Consider the following 24,700-nt stretch of genomic DNA (forward strand, 5'->3'; position numbering starts at 1 on the left):
CGTTAATACACGCCTTAAGTTTATAGAAAAAACGCACTTGTGCGTTTTTTCTTTTTCTGCGGTATGATTTCTCCAGTTCTTCCCTAAAAGATTTTCATCACAGCTTTCGCACAGTGAAACTTTGACTTATTGAATAAGCAATCTTGTTTGGGGGTATCAGCACCTTCATCCTGTGCATCGTTAGCTGTAATTACAATTTTGGTTTAGTGGTATCTCATGATTTTGCCTATTGTTCGCCGCGAGATAAGCGGTGCATCCTTAAGTTCCGACTTACACCCCGTTATTGATAGAATTTACCGAGGTCGTAATATTGCGAATATCGATGATTTGGAAAACGGGCTTAGAGGGCTTACTCACTTTGACGCGCTAAAAGGAATGCCTGAGGCCGCGCAAATTCTTGCCACAGCGATAGAACAAAATAAACGCATTATCATTGTTGGCGATTTTGATGCCGACGGTGCAACTAGTACGTCGGTTTGTATTTTGGCGCTACGGGCAATGGGCTTTGATAACGTAGATTTTCTTGTGCCTAACCGATTCGACTTTGGGTACGGGCTCAGCGTTCCTATTGTTGATGAAGCAGCCAAGCAGGGCGCAGATATTATTGTTACCGTGGATAACGGCATATCGTGTATTGACGGTGTTACCCATGCAAAAGGGTTAGGAATACAAGTTGTCGTTACCGATCACCACTTGCCGGGCGATGTGCTTCCGCCAGCTGATGCGATAGTGAATCCTAACCAACCTGGGTGCGAGTTCCCTTCTAAAAATTTGGCAGGGGTGGGCGTTGCTTTTTACATCATGCTTGCGTTAAAAGCCAAGCTACAGCAGCAAGGGCATTTTGAAAAAGCTGGCATAGCTCCACCTAACTTGGCATCACTGCTTGATATCGTTGCTGTAGGTACGGTGGCCGATGTTGTCGTGTTGGATAAAAATAACCGAATATTAGTACATCAAGGCCTTCAACGTATTCGTGCAGGGCAGTGTAGGCCTGGCATTAAAGCGCTGGTGGAAATGGCAAATCGGGATTGTGCCCACTTAACGTCAACAGATTTAGGTTTTGTGGTAGGCCCACGACTTAATGCCGCTGGACGCTTAGATGATATGTCTCAAGGCATTGCGTGTTTATTAGAAGATGACACGATTCAAGCGCGTATGATTGCCGCCGAACTTGATGCACTCAACAAAGAGCGACGAGAAATAGAAACGGGCATGAAAGCGCAGGCAGAAATGGCACTAGAGCAAATGGTACTTGATGAAGGCGATATGCCAAGCGCACTGGTGGTCTATCGCGAAGACTTTCACCAAGGTGTTATTGGTATTGTCGCTGGGCGTTTAAAAGAGAAATACCTTAAGCCCGTGATTGCCTTTGCGCACCAAGATGACCTTATTATTAAAGGTTCTGCTCGCTCTATTCCCGGCGTTCATATTCGAGACGTACTCGATGAAGTTAATACACGATACCCTGGCGTTATCGAGAAGTTCGGTGGCCATGCGATGGCGGCGGGTCTTAGCCTGCCGGTAGCTAAACTGCGTGACTTTGAGCGTGCGTTTATCGACATTGCCGGTAAACATTTAGCTAAATTAGATGGAAACCATGCCCTGCTTTCTGATGGTGACTTATCCGCCAGCGAACTGTGCTTACCCTTCGCCCATTTGCTTCGCCAAGCGGGCCCGTTCGGACAAGGTTTTGAGTCACCGCTTTTTGACGGTGAATTCTCGCTTCTTGACCAGCGCTTAGTTGGGCAAAAACACCTTAAGATGGTGTTAAAAGGCGACGGGGCTAATGAAGTCGATGCTATAGCGTTTAATGTGGACTTGAAAGCGTGGCCTAATGCCATGGTTAAGCGTGTGCATATAGCTTATCGCCTTGATATTAACGTATTCAGAGGACAAGAAACGGTTCAGCTTATTGTTGAGCAAATAGAAGCCCTGTAGTTTTAATGCGGGCGCAACACTGGCGGGCCGATGGGCTGGGTTGTGCGCAAATAAAACCGGTAAGTTAAAAGATTGCACGTATTATGAGTGTGGGTAGAAAGTAAGGTAAATAGGTAATTCGACGGTGAAGAGCGAAAGAGAAAAGCTGGTTGAAAAACACAAACAACTTAACCAGACAGACAATGCTAAAGTGATCTCTCACGTGCAGCGGGAAGAGAAAGACAGTGATTGGGTTCGCCACACCATTATGTTGGAAGGTATTGATGTACCGTTTATTTACCGGCGTAAGCAGCAATACCAGAGTCTAAAAGGCGCGCGGGTTAATGTCACTTACTATCGGCACGTAGAAGATGTGGCGGGCATAGAGTTTGAAACCATGAAGGTAGTACGTATTAAGCGCAGTTAGCACGGCGCGCCCACCGCTGGCTTGAGCCTTCCTGTGCTTTGCTTTTAAAGCTGACAGCGAATGATCCCGCCGGTTAAACATAAACGGCCTTGTTATAACCCCCTACTATTACAGAGAGCAACAATGAATAACGAATGGTTAAACGCCTATGTATTGCATAGACGCCCTTACAGGGAGACCAGCTATATTGTTGATTTTTTCTCGTTAGAAGAAGGCCGCATAAGTGCCGTCGCAAAGGGGGTAAAAAACAGCAAGTCTGATAAAAAGAGCCTGCTTCAACCCTTTCAGCATTTGCGTCTGCAGCTAAGTGGTAAATCTGATTTAAAGAATTTACGTCACGTGGAAAGTGTAGCGCCGTCAATTTCCCTCACTGGCATCGCTTTATTTTGTGCAATGTATGTCAATGAGTTGACCAATAGAATAATGCCCCAGGGGCTAGCCAGTGATGGAGTATATAGCGCCTATGAAGCTGCGCTTTTGGCGTTGCGAGATGAAGCTGACATTGAAGTGACGTTACGGCAGCTAGAGTTTGCTCTTCTTGATGAAATGGGGTTGCTTCCTGATTTCACCAGTGATGTTGAATACGAAATGCCTATTGAAGAAAACGGTCGCTATCACTTTCAGCTAGATGCTGGTTTTATACAGATTCCCGATGACGTAGTAGGGGCTAGAGGAATTCCCGGTACAGCATTACTTAGCCTATCTCAGGGGGAATTCACACCATTGAGCAAAAAGGTCGCAAAGGTACTGTGTCGCGATTTACTCAAGCCGCTGATTGGGGACAAGCCGTTAAAAAGTCGAGAGCTATTTATGACTAAACCGCGCTAATGAAACCCTAACGTATCGTCACCGTTTTTCGGATTATTTTCTCGTAACACAAGCGCTTAATCGACACCTTAGATAAAAAAATTTGCTACAATTGCCGCACGTTGAAACGACGTGACCCCGTTGTTAATAGAAATTTTTATATGAAGGGTACAATTGTCCATGCCCTTACATGCTAGGTGGTGAAATGAGCACGATTTTATTAGGCGTTAACATCGACCATATCGCAACGCTTCGCAATGCGCGCGGTACCCATTACCCTGATCCAGTGCATGCTGCAGATATTGCAGAAAGAGCTGGTGCAGACGGCATAACTGTTCATTTGCGTGAAGACCGCCGGCATATTAAAGACCGCGACGTACGCATTTTAGCGCAAACTATCAATACCCGTTTGAATTTAGAAATGGCAGTAACTGATGAGATGCTAGCCATTGCTGAAGAAGTGAAGCCGGTCTTTTGTTGTTTAGTGCCTGAAAAGCGCGAAGAACTGACCACAGAAGGTGGGCTTGATGTCGCGGGTAACGTCGATAATATTAAAGCGGCGTGTGATAGGCTTGCCAATGCAAATATTCTTGTATCTCTGTTTATCGATGCCGACAAAGCGCAAATTGACGCTGCCGCTGCCTGTAATGCGCCTTACATTGAAATTCACACCGGGCAGTATGCAGAAGCCACTAGTGAAGAAGCGCAGCAAGAAGAACTTGCGCGTTTAGTTGAAGGTATCGAATACGCCGATAGCCTTGGGCTGAAAGTTAACGCCGGACACGGGCTTCACTATCACAACGTGAAACCGATAGCGGCTATTCCTCAGCTTATTGAACTCAACATTGGCCACGCCATTATTGCACGGGCGGCGTTTGACGGATTGCACAAAGCCGTTGCCGATATGCGTAAGCTAATGCTTGAAGCGCGAGCGGGCATTTAATAAAGGTAAGATAAAACGTGGCGATTGCAGGGCTCGGTACTGACATTGTTGAGATTTCGCGTCTTGGAAAAGGCGAGACCGCCAACGAACGTTTGGCAAAGCGGGTGCTTACACCTGCTGAATGGCAACAGTTCTGCGAACATGCCAGCCCGGTACGTTTTTTAGCAAAACGGTTTGCGGCAAAGGAAGCGGCGGTGAAAGCGTTAGGGACGGGCATAGGAAACGGCATAAGCTGGCAGCATATTGAAGTGCGCAACAATAACCTTGGCGCGCCAGAGCTACACTTTTCTGGCGAGTTCGCAGCGATGTGTGAAGTCAGGGGTATTACACGAAGTGTGGTGAGTATTTCAGATGAGCAGCATTATGCGGTGGCCACCGTTATACTAGAGACAGTATAGAAAAGTGCAGCTTTTCGTTACGCAGCGTTCTCGATACGCGGCGCTCTTACCTACAAGGTAGATTTACCCTTAGTCTCTGTGGGCTAATATCAACGGTCAACAGACCCTATTTACACCTAATTACGTTAATACAGGTATCCGGAGTCGCCCTTGGCAAACCTTTTTAAACAGTCTCGCGCTAAGCAAAAAAATAAAACAACCCCATCCCAAGCTCAGACAAACACGAAGGGAAGTGCTAGGGCGAATGCGCAAGTCGCCGGGCTTAGGTTTAAAAAAAGCAAGCAATCAAAAGAACACAATACCGCGCAAGACGCCAATAATAATGCCATAACCATCCAGGAATTAGATTGGATGGGACAGGGCGTGGCTCGCGGCGCTACGATGTATTTCGTTGAAGGTGCACTACCCGGTGAAACTTGTGACATAGAGGTGATATCGAGCAAAAAGAAGGTTGTTAGTGCTAAAACAATTAGCATCCAAGGGCCAAGCGAATTGCGGCAACCCCCCTTCTGCCCGGTATTTGAAGCTTGCGGTGGCTGTCAGTTGCAGCATATTGATGCCGACGCTGCGTTAGCGTACAGAGATAACGCGCTTAAAACTATGATGGAGCGTCAGCTTTCTATCGGTAGTGGCGTTTGGCAAGCTCCACTGGTAGGACCGCGCCCTCAATATCGCAGAAAAGCGCGGTTAGCTATTGATGCCCGCAACCCAGATAATATTAAATTGGGTTTCAGAGAGGCCAACAGCAACAAAGTAGTTAACCTTGACACCTGCCCTATACTCGTTAACCCACTATCAACGGCTATAGGCCCGTTGCGTAATGCGCTAGAGGGGTATGATAGCGCGCGCCATATTGGGCATATCAGCCTTATTGCTGGCGACAACAGGGCGCAAGTAGTTATTAAACACACTAAGGCACTAGAAGATGCGCTTATCGAAACGGTAGATGCTTTTGCTAAAGCTCATGGTTTAGATGTGGTGCTTGAAAATAAGCAAGGTCGCCTGCGCAGTGTAGGGGAAGCTCAGGGCTTAATTATGCATACCGTTGACGGCTGCTCGATTTCCCCCAGTGCTAACGACTTTATCCAAATTAATAAAGTGGTTAACGAAAAAATGATCAATCAGGCTTTAGTATGGCTAGACCCGCGCCCTAATGAACGTATCGCTGATTGGTTTAGCGGCTTAGGGAATTTTACCTTGCCCATTGCGAAAAAGGGCGCCTTGGTACAGGCAATTGAAGGGGTTGCAGAGATGGTGCGCCGTGCTAGAGATAATGCACAGCAACAGGGCATTGAAAACGTTGAGTGGCTGCATTTAGACTTGGCCAATAAGGCTAACGTCGAAGCGTCTTTGCAGCAGGGTTTTGATAAAGTATTGCTCGACCCGTCAAGAGAGGGAGCCTTGACGGTTTGTCACGCGCTTGTAAAAGCACTACCAAAAACGATAGTGTATGTTTCTTGCAACCCAAGTACGTTTTCTAGAGACGCAAAAGTGTTGATAAACGGGGGTTATGAAATGGAAAAAGCGGGCGTAGCAGAGATGTTCCCCTTCACCCATCACATGGAAATGATGGCCTTGTTTACGCAAAGGCAGCAGTAGCGAGTAACGGATATGGTATCGACAAGAAAGGTCCACGAAGCCGACCGGCCACCCTTCGAAGCGTGGCTAGACAGCCTGAATTTACACGCAGAAACGAAAGACAAGCTTAGCGCTGTATCGTCTATTCCTGAGCGCTTGTTAGTCGGTCAGGAAATGGTAGAGATTCTGTGTCAGCTCAATATGGACGACGCGACGCTTCAGGCCGCCTTAGTATTTCCTTATTGCGAACAGCACGCGCTAAGCGAAGACGACATTCATGAAGAATTCGGCGACGAAATTCGCGACCTGGTTGTTGGCGTGCGCAGAATGGACGCTATTAAGTCTTTACATGCCCGCAAAGTAAACGGGTCTGGGTTTGCAGAAAAGTCAGACGAACAGCACATTGACAGCATTCGCCGCATGCTGCTTGCCATGGTTGAAGACGTGCGTGCGGTGGTTATTAAAATGGCCGAGCGCATTTGCGCGCTGCAACAGGTTAAAAAAGCGGACGAAGAAACCCGCGTAATGGTGGCTCGAGAATGCGCTAGCATTTACGCCCCGTTGGCAAACCGCCTAGGCATTGGCCAGTTAAAGTGGGAACTTGAAGACCTCGCCTTTCGCTACTTGCACCCTATTACTTATAAACAAATCGCAAAACAGTTAGACGGAAAGCGCAGAGAACGCGCCGAATACATCAATGCTATTGTTGACGACCTTCAAGGCCTGCTAGACAAAGAGCAAATCCGTGCTGAGGTATACGGTCGACCTAAGCATATTTTCAGCATTTGGAAAAAAATGCAGAAAAAACGGCTTACGTTTGAACAGCTATTTGATATTCGCGCGGTGCGCATTATTGCCGAGCGGCTACAGGATTGTTACGCAGCGCTAGGAACGGTGCATGCTAGCTACAAGCATTTACCTAACGAGTTCGACGATTATATCGCGACCCCAAAACCCAATGGTTACCAGTCGATTCATACCGTTATCGTTGGGCCTGAAGGTAAGTCGGTTGAGATTCAAATTCGCACTCAGAAAATGCATCAGGACGCAGAGCTAGGCGTGGCGGCCCACTGGAAGTACAAAGAAGGCAGCACGGGTAAACAGTCGGGCTATGACGAGCGCATAAACTGGTTACGTCGCATACTCGCGTGGCAAGAGGAAGTGGCTGAATCTGGCGATTTAGTTGAAGAGCTTCGCAGCCAAGTGTTCGACGACCGGGTGTATGTGTTTACGCCGAAAGGGGATGTGATTGACTTGCCACAAGGTGCTACGCCTCTTGATTTTGCCTATTACATTCACAGTAATGTGGGCCACCGCTGCATTGGCGCTAAAGTGAATGGGCGTATAGTGCCCTTTACTTATTTGCTGCAAAGCGGCGATCAAATAGAAGTGCTTACGGGTAAAGAGCCAAACCCTAGTCGAGATTGGATGCACCCCGGCCTCGGCTACGTGCACTCATCACGGGCTAGAGCCACTATTCACTCGTACTTTAAAAAGCAGGACAGGGACAAAAACCTTGCTGCAGGTAAAGAGCTTTTAGAGCGTGAATTACAGCGGGCCCATTTACCCGCCAAAGTGCCACACGAGGCTGTCGAGAAGTTTAATCTGCAAACGCTTGACGATTTATATACTGCCGTAGGCGCGGGCGACGTGCGGGTTATGCAAGTGATTAACTTTATCCATCACCTTCAGGAACCGCCAGCGCCAGAACCAGAAATAAGTCCTAAGGTGAAAACCCGTAAAACGGCAGCGGGGACGGGCAAAAAAGATGCGGTGGTCGTACAGGGCGTGGGCCACTTAATGAGCCAATTAGCCAATTGCTGTAAGCCTGTGCCCGGCGAGCCTATCCTAGGCTACATCACGCAAGGGCGAGGAGTTAGCGTTCATAAAGAAAGCTGCGATCAGCTGCAGAACTTGTTGTCACAGCACCCTGAGCGTCAGATAGAGGTTAACTGGTCAGAAGAGCTTAAAGTAGGGTTTGAAACCGGCATAGACATATTCTGCCATGATAGAAATGGTTTACTGCGTGACATTACCACTGTGCTTGCCAATGAAAACGTCCCGCTACTAGGGGTTAATAGCTTAAGTGATAAAAACAGGCAAACGGCGCTTATCACGATATCCATTGAAGTGCAGGATTTAGAAACGGTATCGAAAGTGCTGACAAGATTAAGACAGCTTAAAGGCATTACTGATGCAAAACGCAAGCAAAGTTAGGCTTAGCGAAATGCAGCGGCTGCTTGAAATTATGAGGCAGCTACGCGACCCGGAATCTGGGTGTCCGTGGGATGTAAAACAAACCATGGAAAGCCTCACTCGCTATACGATAGAGGAAGCTTATGAAGTGGCTGACGCTATAGCCAGCGGCGATATACACGACATTAAAGATGAGTTAGGTGATTTACTGTTTCAAGTTGTGTTCTACGCGCAGATCGCCAGTGAAACGAGCGCATTTTCTTTTGACGATGTAGCGCAAAGCATAAGTGATAAGCTAGTGCGTCGCCACCCGCATGTTTTTGGCGCGCAGTCTGTCGATGATGGGAAAGGCAGTGAAAAGGGCGGCGAAGCGCTTCAGCGAACGTCGCTCAGCGACACTGCCTTAAACGCACAGTGGGATGCGATTAAAGCGCAGGAAAAACAGCTCAAAAAGCAGCGTTCTGAGCAACGTGTTCATGCCGCAGAAACCAGTATTTTAGACAGCGTTCCCAAAGGCATGCCGGCACTCATGTATGCGCAAAAGCTACAGAAAGCTTGTGCAAAGGTAGGTTTTGACTGGCCTGATGTCGCACCTGTAATTGATAAAGTGCGCGAGGAAGTAGAAGAGATTCAGCTAGAATTAGATTATAAGCAGCGAGCAGAAACCGCTGCCGAAAAAGCGTCGCAGCATGTCAATAGCACGTCCGATGGCGAAGCGCTTCACGACAATCAAAATGCCATAGAAGAAGAAATTGGCGATGCACTTTTTGCTATGGTTAACTTAGCAAGACACTGCAAGGTAGATGCTGATACCGCACTTCGAAACGCCAGTAACAAGTTCGCTAACCGTTTTAAAGGTGTAGAGCGTTTGGCGGCAAAGCAAGGCGAGACGCTTGACGCATTGACCTTAGATGAAATGGAAGCTTTGTGGCAGCAGGTCAAGCAGTCTTCAAGTGCTAAGTGATTTGCACGTCTTGCGAACTAAAAACACACCTTATTCATAAACTCACTCGTCATTTTTCATGCCAGTAAATCCGTAGTGCAATGCTGAGATGCGCTATGGGTTAATGCTAACCCTACCGAATTAGCCTAATGTAGATGGAAACTTCTTTATTTTGGCGTATGGTTATTAAGTAGGTTTGATTTATGGCAAAGGGATGTAGATCCATTTTGTCTATAATCTGTGTATAAAAATAGCACGTTGGAAATGTGCGTAGCCGGTGTTGTGTCATAACACTTACCACGGAGTTGGACTGGATTGGGCGTGACTGTTTTATGAAAAAAGTACTATATTTATCCTTAGGGCTGTTTTTAACGTGTTTAGGTATTATTGGTGCCTTCTTACCCGTAATGCCGACAACGGTATTTTTAATAGGTGCGCTTTTCTGTTTTACAAAATCTTCACCGCGCCTTGAAAGTTGGCTAATTCAGCACCCCAAATACGGCACGAGTCTGGTTGCGTGGCGCAAGCACGGGGCAATATCGAAAAAAGTGAAATGCATTGCCTGCTGCAGCATGTTGATAAGCTTTATTCTTGTTTGTCTATTTGCATCTATGCCCATTCCCGCTTATATAGGCATTGCGATGTTTATGGGAGTAGGCGCGTACTTTGTGGTTACACGCCCCAGTATGTCAGCCGTTTAGTATTGTTATCAGTACCCACTAAATCTTTGCTCGCGCATGCTTTCCCTTTCTTGACGGTAATCGTGCTGCGACTAACCTGCTAGTTCTAACGGTTCCTACCTAGTCGCTCGTGACTGCTCACCCATTCATCCGCGACCACAGCAGAACCCAAAGACAGATCGCCGCACAACACAGTCGCCGCAACAATTTCAGCAAACTTATTCACGCTACCTCTTTGTGTACAGCCAAGTACGCTTAAACATTCGTTTTGGGTTGCCAAGCCCGTCCCACCGCCATACGTAGCCACAATTAACGATGGAATGGTGACCGAGAAGTAATAGTCACCATTTGGCGTGATCTCGGCGTAAGTAAACCCCGCCGACGACTCAGCCACATTAGCGACATCTTGCCCGCAAGCGATAAACATGGCGGTAATGCCGTTAGCGAAGTGGGCGCCATTGTTAACGCTACCGGCCATCAGCGCGCCCATGTTCGAATATTGGCGCTGTTTAAACAAAGCTTCGGGTGGGCAGTGCATAATGTCTGTCATAAGTTGCTTGGGTAAAGTGACCTCAGCGACAACGCGCTTTCCTCTGGTATGTAGCGAGTTTAAGTGAGAGTGCTTTTTATCGGTATCTAGGTTCGCCGCTAAGACAAAATGCTCGATAGCGCCGGGGTAATTCGCTTGAATCCATTCGCAGCCTGCTTTCGTGGCTTTGCTCACCATGTTTTGACCAGCGGCATCGCCGCAGGTGAAGTTGAATCTAAGCCAGCGTAGCTTAGATGCAGCATATTGCTCGATATCCCTTAGTTTGCCCACGCTGGTGGTGTTATCACTGGCGCGTTTGATGGCTTCAAAGTTTTGCTCAACCCATTTGCCAAATTCGAGGGCTTCTCTGGCGTTAGAAAACGCGAACATAGGTGCTCGCTGCATAGCATCATCAATAACCGTCGTAGTAATACCGCCTGCCTCTCTCGTTAAGCGCATACCTCTGCTGTAGCTGGCTGTTAGCGTGCCTTCTGTCGTCGCCATCGGAACGTAAAACTCCCCCTTTGCGTGCTCTCCGTTTACTAACATTGGGCCCGCAAAGCCAATAGGTACCTGTGCAACGCCGGCAAAGTTTTCTATGTTGCCTGATAAGGTTTCAGGCGGAATGGAGTAGTGCCCTAAGTGGTTTAACTGAGTGCCTGTCTCGCGGGCAATAAACTCACGGCGGGTCTGGCTCATATCATGGGTATAGTCGTTGTCTGAAGAACGTGGGATTTTAGGCATTAGGCCACTCCTTTTTTCTTCCATAATAGGAGCGCCGATCTCATATGAGAACTGTTTACAATTTATACATTAAGATAAACGTAGCCTATGTAAATTAATTAAGCGAAGAAAGGCGCCTAATACACCTTTCTACCGCTAATATCTAGAACAGTTAGGCTCTGCCAACTAACTTTTTCTCGCTATTTTAGCTTCCAGTAAAGCGATCTCTCTTTTGCGACCTAAGTCTGCAAGAGGGCGATCTGCACGACTTGGAGCGACCTGCGCCTTTTTGGCGAATTTAAGGGCTTCGTCATATTTACCGTTATCGAATAAATACTCCGCGTAGAAATAGTTGGGATCTATTCCGTCAGGGTTTATTTCAAGCGCATGCTTTAGCAATTTCTCAGCTTTTTTGTCGCTACCGAAACTAATAGGCCAGCCCGGAAGTTTATGATACAGCACACCTAGACTGGTCATCGCAGAGCCAGAGAGTGCGTTTTCGTCCAATCGCATTGCTTGTTCAAAACTCTTACGAGCATCCTTTGCGAAGTCCAGAGCACCAAGTCCGCCCTTGGCACCGGCTGTACTGGATTGAATTATGCCTTGCCAAATCAATAGTTCAGGGTTGTTGGGTTCTGCCTTAACGAAAGATTTAGCGGTATTAATAAGGGCGACGAATGCTTTTTCCTTTTCTGCATCATCAAGTTCATAGTTAATATGTGCCCACTGATGCTGAAGTGTCTTTAACGGGTTGGTTGCTGTTTCACTTAAGGCAGATGTCGGCGCTGTACTTTCTGTGACCTCGTTAGCTTGAGCCATAGCCGTATGGCTTAATGCCAGACCGAGTCCTAGAATTACCGTGGTGCTAAGCGTGGTTAATTTCTTCATAGTAATGTCCTCGTGTTAAATCAGCTTATTACCCAGGCGGGTATCGTTTTGAGCGCTGGTTTGTTTGTCTTGTGATCGCGATTTTTGAAAGGCATAGCGTTTAATTATTGGAAGTTTTTTTGCCAACGCGTTGTCAACAACACTGGGAACTAGCGCGTTAAGTTTGGCAAAAAAGCGTTCAGCACGTCCTAGCGCCACTCTTGGCAAATTGTTTTCTAACTGTTTAATAAATGCTTGTGCTACTGCATCAGGCTCGTCTGTCTGGTTGCCTAATGCGTCGTTTAGCGCAATAGCGCGTTGGTCGTTTATGTCGGTGCGCGTTGCACGTGGCGCTAGATAATGAAATTTGATTTTGCTATCGCTGAATTCTCTGTGCATGGCTTCCGTCCAGCCTTTCAACGCGAATTTAGTTGCGCAGTAGGTTCCGTGCGCAGCAAAACCGATACCTCCAAAAGCAGAGCCTACATTCACAATGTGCGCAGACGGTCTACGTTCTAGTAACGGCAGCAGGCGTTGGGTTAGTAGCATGGGTGCCAGCATATTTGTCGACACAATCGACTCGATAGGGGTGCCCACAAACTCGCCAACATAGGTAATGCCGGCATTGTTAACCAGAATACTTAAAGGAAGTCGTTGGCAGGCACTTACTACTCTATCTCTGCCTTCATCTGACGTAATGTCAGCCATAACGGCGGTATGATGAAGGGTTAAATTTTGTTGCAGCTGTTCGAGCTTCGCCTTACTTCTGCCAGTTAGGATAATGTGCGCGCCTTTTTCATCAAGCGCCTTGGCTATTGCTTTACCAATACCGCCAGTAGCACCTGTAAGAAGCACCACTTGATTACGCCACTCAATATTCATTGTATTTACCTTAACGTGTTATCAATTTACCTCGGGGGATAAGCACCAGAGGTAAACCCTTGAATTCAAGCAACCTGTTCCAGGCCGTGTTCAGGTGTTAATTCGCGAAAGATATCTCCGTATAAGCGATAAAACATGTTCGCACTGTGAATGATCATTTGCTGCTCTTTGGGGTCAGTAATTTTGTTCATAAGCCCTTCAAAGAAAACAATGTGCTCTTGGTCTAGCGCACCGTGAGAGGTAAGGTATTTAAACGCTGATTTAGGCAGAGATAACTTGTCTTTGATTTGTTTTGCAGCCGCGTCGGCAAGCGCAATACTTGTGCCCTCTAAAACGAATACCATGCCGAAGAAATACAGTGGGCTTTTGCGTGCTATTGCATCAAAAGCATAGGCAACCATTAATTCGGTGGCGGGTCCAGGCTGACTTTTCCTCGCCTGTTCTTTATCAACACCACAGGCTGCAAGGTCGTTAAGGATCCACTCTTGGTGACCCATTTCTTCTTCAATGTATTCACCAATTGCTTCTCTTAGCCATTCCTTATCTTCGTTGAGTTTGGCACCTGTAGCCATAAGCAGGGGTACAGTAAACTTAACGTGATGATAAGCCTGTTGAAGAAAGGCAATATAGTCGTTTAGGTTAAAATCACCGTTAAAGCAGCGTTGTATAATCGGCGCCTGTAAGAATGACTGTCTGGCATGTTCGGTGTTGCTTTGAAGTTGCTGATAGAAATTCATAAATTATTCCTTGATAACAAATTGAGAAGAAAATGCTGTTGTACTTTGAACGCTGTACTGGTGTTGGTCTTGGCCCTGGTAGAGCATGTCTAAGTCAGTCGCGTAGCGGGCAATTATTGCGTCACGCTTCAGTTTTCCCGTTGGGGTAAGCAGTTGGTTTTCTGGTGTACAAAGACCGATGGTGGCGAAACTAACAACTTGCGCATAGTCAGGTAACTGCTTATTGATAAGCGCCACGGTGCTTTGAATCTGTGTATTAGAAATAGTATTGGAAGCGGGTACGAGGAGCGCGACACAGTAGGGTTTAGCTTCGCAATACACCAAAGCCTGCCTAAACAGTCCCGTTCCCAGCAATAAAGATTCAATCCACTCTGGCGATACATTTCTGCCAAAGCTGTTCACCATTATGTTTTTTATACGCCCATTCAGCGTAAGTGTGTTGTCAGAAAAAAAGCCTAAATCGCCGGTTCTGACCTGGGTCGGATAAAATGAGGAAGGTTGATTCAGATAGCCCAGAAAGTGGTTGCCTGTAACTACGATTTCACCCTCTTCGATGTGCAGTTGATTATGACCAAGCGTTTTTCCGGCACTGCCCATCGTATTGCAATTGGGCGTGTTCAATGTTGATACTGATACCGCCTCAGATAAGCCATAACCTTCAAATACTGGTAGTCCCTTCGCTTGAGCTTGCGCCAGCAAAGTGGGCGCTACATGTGCACCGCCAACAGCAATGAACATTAGTGATGAAGGTGGTGTCCAGCCCTGATTACATGCCTCTACTAGCACCATTAGCAAGTCGGGCACCAAAATCACAGACGTTGGTTGAACGCGGTCTATCAGTGACAGCAGTGCGTTTGGATTGACGAGTTTGCTTCCTTGAAATCCGCGCTCAGATGCCGTGGCTAAATAAACCGTGCCGCCGTGGTGCAGAGGGGCGTAAACACCTGCAATATTTTCAAGTAGGGTAGACAATGGCAGTAAACATAGGTGGTTCACTATTTCTGGTTGAACAGCGCGCTCAATAGAATGGGCAACTTTCCATTGCGATTCAGTAGACAGGCACACGCCTTTCGGTGAGCCCGTAGAGCCAGAAGTAAAGGTTATTTTGTTAGTACCTACAGGTGTGTATACACGAGAGTCATGTTTGAGTGGATGAGCGACAATGTCGTATTCGCTATCAATAACAGTCGGTGACTCACTCCATTCACTTAGTTCACCACCGCAATTGGTTAATAAAAAGTGACACTGGCTCTCATTTAATACATGTTCTTGTTGGGAAGCGCTAAAAAATAGCGGAACGGGGACACAGCAAACGTTAGCCTGTTGGCAGGCTAAATCAGCAATCACCCATGCAAAGCTATTGTCAAAGGCAATGCCCACCCTCTCGGCATTGTGGTTTGTTATCCAGCTTGCGAGGTTCTCGACGGCGCTCAAAAGGGCGCGGTAAGTCATTGAACCGTCTTTGCATTTCAGCGCAACGTCATCGTCGTGCCCGTTTATATACTGATTAAGCAACATACGCTGTTTCCTTTTTTGTGCAGATATTTTGCGTTAACGCATCCACATTTGCGGAAATAAGCTCAATTGCACGTTGGAAATGAGCATTAAGTTCAGGGCAGCCAATTATGTGTTGGGTTACGTGATTTAGCGACAGGGCAGTAACCTGAGGAGCGGTGTCATAATAGGTGCCCCAATCATCGCTATTCCCTTTAAGTTTTGACGCATCGGCTTTAACAAGGGGGAGGAGTTGAATACCCGCGCCCATGAGTAAAGAGGTGAGCTGTGAGGTCGCACTGAAAACCAGATATTTGCTACCACATCGTTTTAAAACGAAGAACAGGGCAAATAACAAGGGGAGGGTATAGCGCGATGCACTGCTAAAAAGGTTACCAACTTCAGCAATATGCGCTCTGTTTACGGTTATCCCTTGTAAGGTGAGGGCAGTTTCTACCGAAGTGTTAAGGTATTGCTCTATAAAAAGAGAATTATACTGACCATCATAGGCGGCAAATCTTGCGCCTGCGGCGGCTTTAACTCCCTTAGCGTCAAGAGCAAACAGCATAGGCATAAAGGAAGTCACTCGTGCGTTGTAGCGAGCTTTAAAACCACTCGCTATAAACGCTTCAATACGGCGGCGGGCATTATGTCCATGTTTTGCCGCGATAAAGGTTATAGCGGGCTTTTCCTTTGAGACAATCGCAGATTGCTGACTAGCAACCTGGGTTGGAACAGAAGCTAAAACGTGACTCATAAACATGCTCATTGGTTTTGCGATGTTATGAGTATTTACGCGAGACCTTAAGAGAACCTTAAGTGGGAAAAACTTTTATAAATGTCAGCCCAAAATGTTAAGAACGCCCAAGCTAATTAATCGCTTGAGCCGTCATAGCTATTAAAAACTGGGCCGTTAGCCGGTAAATCACAGGTAGCGTTCGCAGCAGTGTCAGGAAGCAATAACCATTCGTCACGGTGAGCTACACCCAGTGAAGTGGCTTGTGATAAGTCTACACATTGAAATTTGTAGTCACTTGGAACTAACAAAAAGCGTTGACGTGTTAGCGGTCTAAGCCGCTGGTCTGAAATCTTTGTCTGCTCGCGGAAAGGCTCGGAAGTATCGGTCAACCAAGCCCACGCTGTACCGTTTTCTACTTCTTTAGGGGTATGGTAACCAAAATGAGCCATTTCAAAGGGTGAATAAAGCAAATACTGTTCTTTAAAGCTGACTATCCCTACCTCGAAGGCAGTTGAATCCTTCGTCAACATATTACTTATTTGGCTTTCTGCATTTTGAAGGACTGTACGGGGAGTTCGGTAGTCATTTAGCAGCCATGCACCGAATGTTGAAGGAATTACAGTTAAAATGAAAAGCCATGCCAGTAATTGGCGGGCGAGTAATTCTCCATCCCCTGCGTTGCGCTTTTTATTGTAAACATAGTAGACAATATGAGTACAAAGCCCAGCGAAACCGAGTACAAGTAATACTATGCTTAAACGAACAAGGGTTTCGCTGTCGCTGTCAAAGCGCGTCATCAGCTTAACAGCGGTGGGCTCGTGAAATAGCAGTGCTAAGCCAGCAATCAATAAAACGGCAGAGATTAACGAAGTAACTGCGCGCGCAAAAAGCACCAACCCTCTTGATACAGTTGAATTCGCAAGTACCAGGCCTGCAACCATACTCAACGCAGGCAGTGCCGGTAGAACATAAACACCACGTTTACCTGGGCTGATACTAAAGAAAATGACAACCAATATTACCCATATCAACAAGGATGAGTAAGCGTGGTTGTGAGTAAGTGCATCTTTTAACGACTTAGCTTTTGATACAAGTATGGCAATTGGAGTTATCCAAAATACAGGAATAACTTCAACAATATAGTAATACCAGGGCTCTATGTGGTGCCAGGCATTGGCATATCGCTCAGCCGTTTGTTTAAACAAAATGTTCGACAAGTATTGTTGTATTTGAGGATCTTGTTTTATCAAACCAAGATAAAGTAGAGGTGCAAGCCACATCGCCACAACTGATAGCATGACTAAGGGGCCAAACAACATGCGCAATGACCACTTGCCGCGATGTGAGCCGCTGGTAAATGCGAAAAATGCAATGGGGATAAATAAAAGAACAGGTAAAAAGCCAACGCCTTTGGTTATGATCCCAAGCCCCATAAAGAACCATGCTGCAAAGTACCACCGCCAATTAACATGCACATAAAAGTGCTGAATGAGTCCGTAGACGCTAATCCAGATAAAGCAGGCGACAAGGGCATCTATTTGAGCAAATTTGGCTTGAATAAGAAACTGAGGGCTCAGTAGAAGTACGAGCATACTCAACATTGCCGCTTTTTCACTGGCAAGTCTTAGCGATAGCTTGTAGGTTAACCCCAAAGTGACAAGGCTTGCGATAGCGTTAGGCAGGAGCATAGCCACCTTCAGGCTACCCGTTATAAGGTAAAAGAAGGCAATACACCACATAAACACAGGAGGCTTGTCTGGATAAATTTCGCCACCGCGCATGGGCACAAGCCACTGTCCGCTGTTCACCATCTCTTTTGCGACCAAGGCAAATCGAGGCTCATCGGGGGGCCAAGCATCTCTGAAACCCAGACCAACAAATATCAGAGCACAGGCAAAAAAGAACAGGGTAGATGCATGGCTATTTGAATTAAGCACAAGCCTCACGACGGCTCACTCCTACGAGAAATGCCTGATAAGGATAGAAGTAGAAGAAGGCTAATGATTAAGCCACCAATTTGTAAAGGCTGTTCAAGGGAACTGACAAATCGAGAACCGCTTCCAAGCAAGGTAAACAAAAAAGTTTGAGGCGCAAAGCCGATTGCACTTGCCAGAATAAACGGGACAAACGGAACGCTTAGCACACCCGCGACGGCGTTTGTGATTAAGTTTGAGCCTACAGGGAATAAACGAACAATTAACACATTGCGAAAACTTCGCTTGGCCAGTTTGTTTTCAACAGGTTTTAATTTTGAACCTAAAAGACGGACGGCGAGTGAGCGCAGAGGGCCATTTGCTAATGCGTAGGCTACACATGCAGACAATACCGTTAGCAACAAGGCAATTAATCCTCCCTGCAATGCGCCAAAGCCCACTCCGCAAAAAAAACTGACAGCCTGACGGGGAAAACCCATGGTTAAAAGTACAACACAACCACCCAGTATCATGCACAGCGATTGCCAATTTAAATTTGAAATATAGGCATTCAACCAATCTGTATCATCACCGTGCTTCCATACTTCACCAGTGACCTCTAGCGACACATAGCAGATAAGCGCGATGCTAGCTGCCCCGATGAAAAACTGTATGACGCTTTTGAGGCGGCGGATATTAGTCTTCATGACCCATTCCGCTGACAATGTGATTAAGCTTGTTTCTGTACATTAGCCATCTGACGCCAAGCATATCGATGATCCCTGCCCAGCCACGATTCCACGCTGTGTAATTTGATTTACCTTCTAAACGCGCGCGATGATTGACCGATACACATACCACCTTTCCCCCAAGCCTTTTAGTTAAAGCGGGAATATATCGGTGCATATGGTCAAAGTAGGGTAAAAGTAAAAAGGTGCTTCTTGGGAGTAGCTTCAAGCCACAGCCCGTGTCTGGTGTGTCGTCCTGTAGGATCCACTGGCGAACACGATTGGCAACTTTAGACTGAAATCGCTTCCACGGGGTATCTTTTCGCTTCTTACGATGTCCGATAACGCAGAAGTGCGCTGCGTTAGTTTCTTTAGCTGCGCGAATAAGTCGCGGTATATCAGCAGGATCGTTTTGCCCATCAGCATCAAGGGTGATGATCCACTTTCCTTTTGCCTGCAAAACACCGTGAAAAACGGACGTGCTTTGACCGCAGCTTATAGGGTGGACGATGACACGACAACTTACCGGCAAGGTGCTTGAAAGGTTACGCAGTAAGGATAGAGATTCGTCGCTGCTACCATCATCTACAACAATAATTTCTGTTGTTGCATTAGGGACCACCTCTGAAATTTCTAGCAACAAAGCAGAAAGGTTTTTGGCTTCATTTTTAGCAGGTAAAACAACACTGACGTCAAACTGGCGCATAAGAATATTTGGTAAATCATCGAATGACGTGCACTTTATAAGTCGAACCTTAAGGGAAGCTTAAGTTGGGCGCTAAAGTACAAACTTACACTAGAATTCGTATTCCAACGACATGCGAAGTGTGTGATCTTTACTGTCGCCGTTTAGTCCAGCTATAAAGCCCAGTTCCCACTTTAGCTGCTTCTGTCTGTCATAACGCTTTATGCCCATGAAAGCTGGACCTACGCCAATAAAATCCTCAGCAACATAAACTTCAACGCCAGGCTGTATTTCGGGAAGCCAGCGGTATCTAAACTTGGCTTTAAATTCGCTTTCCCATTCGTTAGCAACCGTTTCGCCCCATTCATAAACGACGGTAATGTTGGTGGTAAGGCTAAATTGACCAAACTCTTTTTCAGTCAGCAAGCCAGCCTTTACTTCCCAGTCATCAGTATTGTGTTGTTTTTCAAGCTCAAACAATGTGCCCCAGTCAGCCCAATACTGTCCCTGTTCGGTCATCATCCAACGTAGTTCTAATTCGTAACCCTCTACGCGAAAATCTTCATTCTCATCACGCGCTCCTACCACATAGGCCTCTAAAATTAAAAATTCGGAAAGTGCGTGCCCGAATGAAAAACGTTGCATTAGTACATTTCCATCGTCGTTTTGTCTCGATGTTAGGCGCCATTCGAATTCTCGCTCAAACGGCAGAACGTAAGGATGATATACCTTATCGACGGTAAAGTTATCTGCGCGTGCCTGACTGGCAAACAGTAACAAAAACGTGATTAAGGAGAAAAAAGCACGTTTTAACATGCGGCCTCCTTGAGAGGGGTAGACCTTTGTCTTATACACAAAAAGGTGATGAGATTAGGGACAATCAAAGCAATCAAAAAGACAACGATATAACTTAAAGAGGGCGTGGCTTCATAGCCAACAAGCGCGTTAAGCAAGTGCCCGTATTCGCTGTTATCGCTCACAATTTCGCTGCTATCCCAAAGTTGGTTTGGCGAGGGAAACGTATCGGTTTGCTCCAATAATAAAGCGATATTGGCTGCCTGCGCTGCAACAAAAACAGAAACAAAGAAATGCGTTGTTTTTAAACTAACAAATTGAGTGAGAAAAATATTGAGCAAGATAGCAATACTGATGCTTATACCAAGCCCAATAGTGGTTCCCAGAAATAGCAAGGTGCTATCGCTGTTTCTCGTCAGTTCAGAGATGAAGTAAACTAAAAAGTGCAGCGAATTGGGTAATCCAATGCCCAATACGAGCAGCGAGATTCCAATGCTAAGCAATGATGAACTCGATGTGCCGGATGACGCGAGAAAGCACATGCCAATCCACGCAATAAAAAATAATAACGTCTTAAGAAGTTCAAATCCTGCGCCTTCGTAAAATTCTGACACCACGCCCAGCTTTGGATAGATCAATAATGCGATAAATATAAGCGCAAACAAACGCCATAAGAGAGTGACCGCGGAAACGCGAGGTAGGGCCAACAGCACGCTAATAAGTAAGAAAATAGGTAACGTATCACGCAGAAAAAGCACAACAGTATTAATGAGCATATTGATTGTCCTCTGCGCTTTTCACTACCACTTTACCCACTGCGGTGTTGGGATGAAATTCTCCGAAGAAGGGGTATTCTCCTGGTGTGAGCGGTCCGATAAATATGGTGCCTCTGCTATTTGCAAATATCACTTTCTCTCTGTTTAAAGAGAAGCTATCGATTTCCTCTGGTGTATTGTCAAAGTTGATAAAAGTAAGTTTTACCTTTTGCCCAGCTGGAACAGTGACTTCTTGGGGGTAAAACAAATGTGATTTAATTTCAACTACAACCTCAGGTAGCGCCCAGGCACTTGGTACGTGGCAGGCAAAAAAGGCAAAGGCAAGGGATGACTTAAAGTACGAAGTCATTTGAAAAATTCACCCTTACTTCTAAACCGCCCATCGAGCTTTCGTGCAGTGTCAGTTCTGCATTATGTAAAGCAACAACTTGCGCAACAATTGCGAGACCTAGTCCACTCCCCGAAGTGGGTTTACTCGTAGGCCCCCTTTGAAACCGTTTTATAACCTCAGGTCGTTGATCAGCGGGAATGCCAGGGCCAGAATCGCATACACTTAATGAGACACCACGGTGATGACATTCTACTTTAATTAAAATTTGCGCATTTTTAGGCGAATAGTTACTCGCATTACTTACCAAATTCTGAAGCAGCGTATATAGCATAAACTGCGAGCTTTGAAGCCAAACCTCATCTCCTTCCAGCGCAATTTCCTGTGCTTTATTTTCTATTTTTCCATAAAGGTCACTAATAACCTCTTGAGCGACATGGTGCACATTAATAGGCTCTCGTTGTTCAACAAAGGTCTCTGGGCTTGTTCGCGTTAGCAAGAGAAACTGGTTTACTGCGTGGATCATTCTGTCAGTATCAGCCTTAAGTGTTTTAAGTGCTTCACCCTTTTCGCCCAATTCGTTTGCGATGTTGTGAATATTGATTTTCATAACACTTAAAGGCGTTCTAAGTTCGTGCGCCGCATTGGAAGCAAACTGTTGTTCACGCTCAAATGCAGCGTTAAGACGATTGAACATGGTATTCAGTGTGGAAACCACAGGTGTAAGTTCACTTGGTTCTCTGTGCAGTGCAATGACAGAAAAGTCGTTTCCTTTTCGCTTTGCTAGCAATCTAGATAAATGTTTTAAAGGTGACAAGCCCCATGTTATGCCAAAGAACAGAATAAGAGCGAGTAAAGGCACACTCAATATGAAAGGGGTAATGGCCGCTACGGTGAGTGAATCGGTAAGCATAAAGCGGTTGCTTACCGGCTGGGCGACCATGTACCAAGTGGCAGTTTGTTCCTGGTACTTAGCAAACACACGCCAACGAGTGCCTAACGCGTTGACTTCAGAAAAACCGGGTGTGAAGGCGGCTATTGGGGTAGTGAGTTCAGCCGAAGAGGTGCTTATTAGTTCGCCCCTCTTCCAAATCTGAAACAACAGTTCATGCTCTTCTTCCTGTTGATTACTATCGAAGTAAGCAATGGCGTGGGAGAGTTCAATCAATTCGTCATCTAAAAGTGCACTTGAGATATTTAGAGTCGCGCGATAGCCATGAAGGGCTGCGCTAAAAATCACCAATACGAGAGCACTGATTAGTGTAAGGATTAGAAAACGGCGAATAGACGACAACTCATTCTCCCGATTTAGATATACAGTAACCCACGCCGCGAATGGTTTTGATAAAATTATCAGGCATTTTTTTTCGCAAATGACTCACATGAACCTCTATTGTGTTACTTGCTACTTCTTCGCCCCATTCATAAAGTTTGTTTTCGAGTTGATTTTTGCTCAATACGCGCCCGGCATTTTCTACAAGCGCTTTAAGTACCATAAGCTCGCGTCTCGGTAAGTAGATGGTCTCATTATCGATTGTCAACGTGTGGTGTGCGGTATCAAGACTCACATTTTTAATCGTAATAATTGTTTGAGAAGCCGTACCTAGGCGGCGTTCAAGAACGCGTAATCTGGCGAGTAGTTCATCAATTTCAAACGGTTTTGGTAAATAATCATCAGCACCTGCGTCTAACCCAGAGATTTTATCGGATACTTTATCTCGTGCAGTAAGAATTAATACCGGGAGTGTCGCATTCTTTTTGCGTATCGATTTAAGCACATTCAAACCATCTGTATCGGGTAAGCCTAAATCAAGAACAACGATATCGGTTTGCCCGATACTAAGGGTTGTCATTGCGTCTGCACCTGTATAAACGCAGTCAACAGCATAGTTTGCATTTTTAAGGGACAAGGCTAACGCATCAGATAAAGGCCTGTCATCTTCAACCAATAATATTCGCATTCAAACACTCGACGATATGAGATCCGTAAAAGTGTATACCAGAAAACTTAAGAAAACCTTAAGAACTCTATTGTGCGGGCAGACAAGTTACTGTTTTAGTGAAAGTTACGAAAGCTTATTTGTTAGTTAGCCAGCTTTCTTTACTTACTTCCCGTTTCTGCGAACGTTAAACACTGATTAGTGCTCAACTGTTGTCTCGTCAACGCTAAGTAGAATGGTTAAAGTGGTCATAGATTTTTATGTGATTTTTCCATGACCAAATTTTATCCATATTTTTTATTCTTAGGGGTTCGCATTTATGTCAATTCCTGTATAATTCGCGCCCTGCCCAGTTACGCCCACCTTTGGGAAGGTGGAAGAATCAGCCGGCTCGAAGGGGTCTTTGTGTTGATTTTAAGGTGATTTCTGGTGTTCAGAAATCAGTAACGACGATATTATTCGGGTGAATTTGAAAATGAAAACTTTTGTTGCTAAGCCAGAAACGGTACAACGTGACTGGTATGTGGTAGACGCCACAGACAAAACTCTAGGCCGTTTGGCTTCTGAAATCGCACTACGCCTTCGTGGTAAGCACAAGCCAGAGTACACGCCTCACGTGGACACTGGTGATTACATCATCGTAATCAATGCTGAAAAAGTTGCGGTAACAGGCCGTAAAGCGCAAGACAAAATGTACTATGCGCACTCTGGTTACCCAGGTGGTCTTAAAGAGACAAACTTCGAAAAACTAATTGCTCACAAGCCAGAAATGGTTCTTGAAAAAGCAGTTAAAGGCATGTTGCCAAAAGGCCCTCTAGGTCGCGCAATGTTCCGTAAAATGAAAGTTTACGCTGGTGCAGAACACTCTCACGCAGCACAGCAACCACAAGTTTTGGACATTTAAGGAGCTATTAACATGGCAGATACTCAATACTACGGCACAGGCCGCCGCAAAAGTTCTACTGCTCGTGTGTTCCTACGTCCAGGCACAGGTAGCATTAAAGTAAACCAACGCGCTCTTGACGAGTACTTTGGTCGTGAAACAGAGTGCATGGTTGTTCGTCAGCCACTTGAACTTGTTGAAATGGCTGAAAAGTTTGACGTTTACGTCACTGTAAAAGGTGGTGGTTCTAACGGTCAAGCGGGCGCAATCCGTCACGGTCTTACTCGTGCTCTTATGGAGTATGATGAAGCACTACGTCCAGCACTTCGTAAAGCTGGCTTCGTTACTCGTGACGCACGTCGCGTTGAACGTAAGAAAGTGGGTCTTCACAAAGCGCGTAAGCGTCCACAATTCTCAAAACGTTAATTTTTGCGTTTTTTGTATTGCAAAAACCCGGCTTATGCCGGGTTTTTTATTGCCTGCGTTTTACTGGTCATTGTTGGTTTTTAGTGTACAGCAAAGTGCGAAGGCCCCTTCATTTCATAACAAAGGTTTAATTTCTACCCCTTATCCTAGTAAATATTCTTCAAAACCTTGATTTTAGGTCTTTCCCTCACTAAACCTAAACACACCTTTTGAATTAAATTATCGCTTAAATATCAGTAAAACCTTGTGTTTATAAGGGCTTTTCTTTTATCATTTGCGGTCGAAAATTTTGAAAACTTTCGTGACCTCGTAAACCAGTAAATTTTTGCTGTTACGTCGCTGTCATGACAAGCCATATGATGTATG

General features: G+C 45.8%; 25 protein-coding genes. 11 read left to right on the plus strand and 14 right to left on the minus strand.

The window, feature by feature from the left end; all coding sequences use genetic code 11:
• Positions 1–216 precede the first annotated feature (216 nt).
• The 9 genes from recJ to ACTRWF_RS03120 all read left to right on the plus strand — a co-directional run bounded on the left by recJ (position 217) and on the right by ACTRWF_RS03120 (position 9,910).
• Positions 217–1,938, plus strand: coding sequence for a single-stranded-DNA-specific exonuclease RecJ (gene recJ, locus ACTRWF_RS03080; RefSeq protein ID WP_015066252.1), 1,722 nt, complete (start codon positions 217–219; stop codon positions 1,936–1,938).
• Positions 1,939–2,062: 124 nt separating this feature from the next.
• The gene (locus ACTRWF_RS03085) at positions 2,063–2,344 is read left to right on the plus strand and encodes a hypothetical protein (RefSeq protein WP_012517306.1); all 282 of its coding nucleotides are present in this window, start codon (positions 2,063–2,065) and stop codon (positions 2,342–2,344) included.
• A 123-nt stretch (positions 2,345–2,467) separates the two neighbouring features.
• Positions 2,468–3,172, plus strand: coding sequence for a DNA repair protein RecO (gene recO, locus ACTRWF_RS03090; protein ID WP_015066253.1), 705 nt, complete (start codon positions 2,468–2,470; stop codon positions 3,170–3,172).
• A 184-nt stretch (positions 3,173–3,356) separates the two neighbouring features.
• Entirely contained in the window at positions 3,357–4,094 is a 738-nt protein-coding gene (gene pdxJ / locus ACTRWF_RS03095; RefSeq protein WP_012517308.1) for a pyridoxine 5'-phosphate synthase, read from the plus strand.
• A 17-nt stretch (positions 4,095–4,111) separates the two neighbouring features.
• Complete coding sequence (gene acpS / locus ACTRWF_RS03100) at positions 4,112–4,492, plus strand: holo-ACP synthase (protein WP_015066254.1); 381 nt, start codon at positions 4,112–4,114, stop codon at positions 4,490–4,492.
• Between the two features lie 150 nt (positions 4,493–4,642).
• Positions 4,643–6,091: a 23S rRNA (uracil(1939)-C(5))-methyltransferase RlmD gene (rlmD, locus tag ACTRWF_RS03105; protein ID WP_015066255.1), complete on the plus strand. Its 1,449-nt coding sequence runs from the start codon at positions 4,643–4,645 to the stop codon at positions 6,089–6,091.
• 12 nt (positions 6,092–6,103) lie between these two features.
• Positions 6,104–8,287, plus strand: a complete 2,184-nt coding sequence (gene relA / locus ACTRWF_RS03110; RefSeq protein ID WP_462835120.1) for a GTP diphosphokinase — start codon at positions 6,104–6,106, stop codon at positions 8,285–8,287.
• On the plus strand, positions 8,265–9,230 hold the full coding sequence (gene mazG / locus ACTRWF_RS03115) for a nucleoside triphosphate pyrophosphohydrolase (RefSeq protein ID WP_024015737.1): 966 nt from the start codon (positions 8,265–8,267) through the stop codon (positions 9,228–9,230). The genes relA and mazG overlap by 23 nt, the downstream gene beginning before the upstream one ends.
• 311 nt (positions 9,231–9,541) lie before the next feature.
• Positions 9,542–9,910 (plus strand): YbaN family protein, encoded by a 369-nt coding sequence (locus ACTRWF_RS03120; RefSeq protein ID WP_024015738.1) that lies wholly within the window; start codon positions 9,542–9,544, stop codon positions 9,908–9,910.
• An 85-nt stretch (positions 9,911–9,995) separates the two neighbouring features.
• On the opposite strand, the gene ACTRWF_RS03125 is transcribed toward ACTRWF_RS03120, so the two are convergent.
• The 14 genes from ACTRWF_RS03125 to ACTRWF_RS03190 all read right to left on the minus strand — a co-directional run bounded on the left by ACTRWF_RS03125 (position 9,996) and on the right by ACTRWF_RS03190 (position 23,046).
• Positions 9,996–11,162 (minus strand): hydroxymethylglutaryl-CoA reductase, encoded by a 1,167-nt coding sequence (locus ACTRWF_RS03125; RefSeq protein ID WP_462835121.1) that lies wholly within the window; start codon positions 11,160–11,162, stop codon positions 9,996–9,998.
• Positions 11,163–11,327: 165 nt separating this feature from the next.
• Positions 11,328–12,029, minus strand: a complete 702-nt coding sequence (locus ACTRWF_RS03130; protein ID WP_024015740.1) for a tetratricopeptide repeat protein — start codon at positions 12,027–12,029, stop codon at positions 11,328–11,330.
• A 15-nt stretch (positions 12,030–12,044) separates the two neighbouring features.
• A complete protein-coding gene (locus ACTRWF_RS03135) occupies positions 12,045–12,890 on the minus strand; it encodes an SDR family oxidoreductase (RefSeq protein ID WP_287149782.1) in 846 nt (281 codons plus the stop codon).
• 65 nt (positions 12,891–12,955) lie between these two features.
• A complete protein-coding gene (locus ACTRWF_RS03140; protein ID WP_156085960.1) occupies positions 12,956–13,627 on the minus strand; it encodes a TenA family transcriptional regulator in 672 nt (223 codons plus the stop codon).
• A gap of 3 nt (positions 13,628–13,630) precedes the next feature.
• The gene (locus ACTRWF_RS03145) at positions 13,631–15,145 is read right to left on the minus strand and encodes an AMP-binding protein (RefSeq protein ID WP_462835122.1); all 1,515 of its coding nucleotides are present in this window, start codon (positions 15,143–15,145) and stop codon (positions 13,631–13,633) included.
• Complete coding sequence (locus ACTRWF_RS03150) at positions 15,135–15,878, minus strand: thermostable hemolysin (RefSeq protein WP_015066264.1); 744 nt, start codon at positions 15,876–15,878, stop codon at positions 15,135–15,137. Before ACTRWF_RS03150 ends, ACTRWF_RS03145 begins: the two co-directional genes overlap by 11 nt.
• Positions 15,879–15,994: 116 nt before the next feature.
• Positions 15,995–17,797, minus strand: a complete 1,803-nt coding sequence (locus tag ACTRWF_RS03155) for a glycosyltransferase family 39 protein (protein WP_462835123.1) — start codon at positions 17,795–17,797, stop codon at positions 15,995–15,997.
• A gap of 5 nt (positions 17,798–17,802) precedes the next feature.
• Positions 17,803–18,480, minus strand: coding sequence for a TVP38/TMEM64 family protein (locus ACTRWF_RS03160; RefSeq protein WP_020745386.1), 678 nt, complete (start codon positions 18,478–18,480; stop codon positions 17,803–17,805).
• The gene (locus ACTRWF_RS03165) at positions 18,470–19,207 is read right to left on the minus strand and encodes a glycosyltransferase (RefSeq protein ID WP_462835124.1); all 738 of its coding nucleotides are present in this window, start codon (positions 19,205–19,207) and stop codon (positions 18,470–18,472) included. The genes ACTRWF_RS03160 and ACTRWF_RS03165 overlap by 11 nt, the downstream gene beginning before the upstream one ends.
• 90 nt (positions 19,208–19,297) lie before the next feature.
• On the minus strand, positions 19,298–20,002 hold the full coding sequence (locus ACTRWF_RS03170) for a hypothetical protein (RefSeq protein ID WP_012517324.1): 705 nt from the start codon (positions 20,000–20,002) through the stop codon (positions 19,298–19,300).
• Complete coding sequence (locus tag ACTRWF_RS03175) at positions 19,996–20,757, minus strand: FTR1 family iron permease (protein WP_462835125.1); 762 nt, start codon at positions 20,755–20,757, stop codon at positions 19,996–19,998. Before ACTRWF_RS03175 ends, ACTRWF_RS03170 begins: the two co-directional genes overlap by 7 nt.
• A complete protein-coding gene (locus ACTRWF_RS03180; protein WP_012517326.1) occupies positions 20,747–21,106 on the minus strand; it encodes a cupredoxin domain-containing protein in 360 nt (119 codons plus the stop codon). Before ACTRWF_RS03180 ends, ACTRWF_RS03175 begins: the two co-directional genes overlap by 11 nt.
• Positions 21,090–22,379 carry a sensor histidine kinase gene (locus tag ACTRWF_RS03185; protein WP_024015746.1) on the minus strand — a complete coding sequence of 430 codons (1,290 nt, stop codon included), beginning with the start codon at positions 22,377–22,379 and terminating at the stop codon, positions 21,090–21,092. Before ACTRWF_RS03185 ends, ACTRWF_RS03180 begins: the two co-directional genes overlap by 17 nt.
• A gap of 1 nt (position 22,380) precedes the next feature.
• Positions 22,381–23,046: a response regulator gene (locus tag ACTRWF_RS03190; protein WP_024015747.1), complete on the minus strand. Its 666-nt coding sequence runs from the start codon at positions 23,044–23,046 to the stop codon at positions 22,381–22,383.
• A gap of 454 nt (positions 23,047–23,500) precedes the next feature.
• On the opposite strand from ACTRWF_RS03190, the gene rplM reads away from it, so the two are divergent.
• Positions 23,501–23,929: a 50S ribosomal protein L13 gene (rplM, locus tag ACTRWF_RS03195; RefSeq protein ID WP_012517329.1), complete on the plus strand. Its 429-nt coding sequence runs from the start codon at positions 23,501–23,503 to the stop codon at positions 23,927–23,929.
• Between the two features lie 12 nt (positions 23,930–23,941).
• Positions 23,942–24,334, plus strand: coding sequence for a 30S ribosomal protein S9 (gene rpsI / locus ACTRWF_RS03200; RefSeq protein WP_015066273.1), 393 nt, complete (start codon positions 23,942–23,944; stop codon positions 24,332–24,334).
• Positions 24,335–24,700: the final 366 nt, after the last annotated feature.

It is taken from the genome of Alteromonas sp. G5_S2_22_S1 (assembly GCF_054968525.1).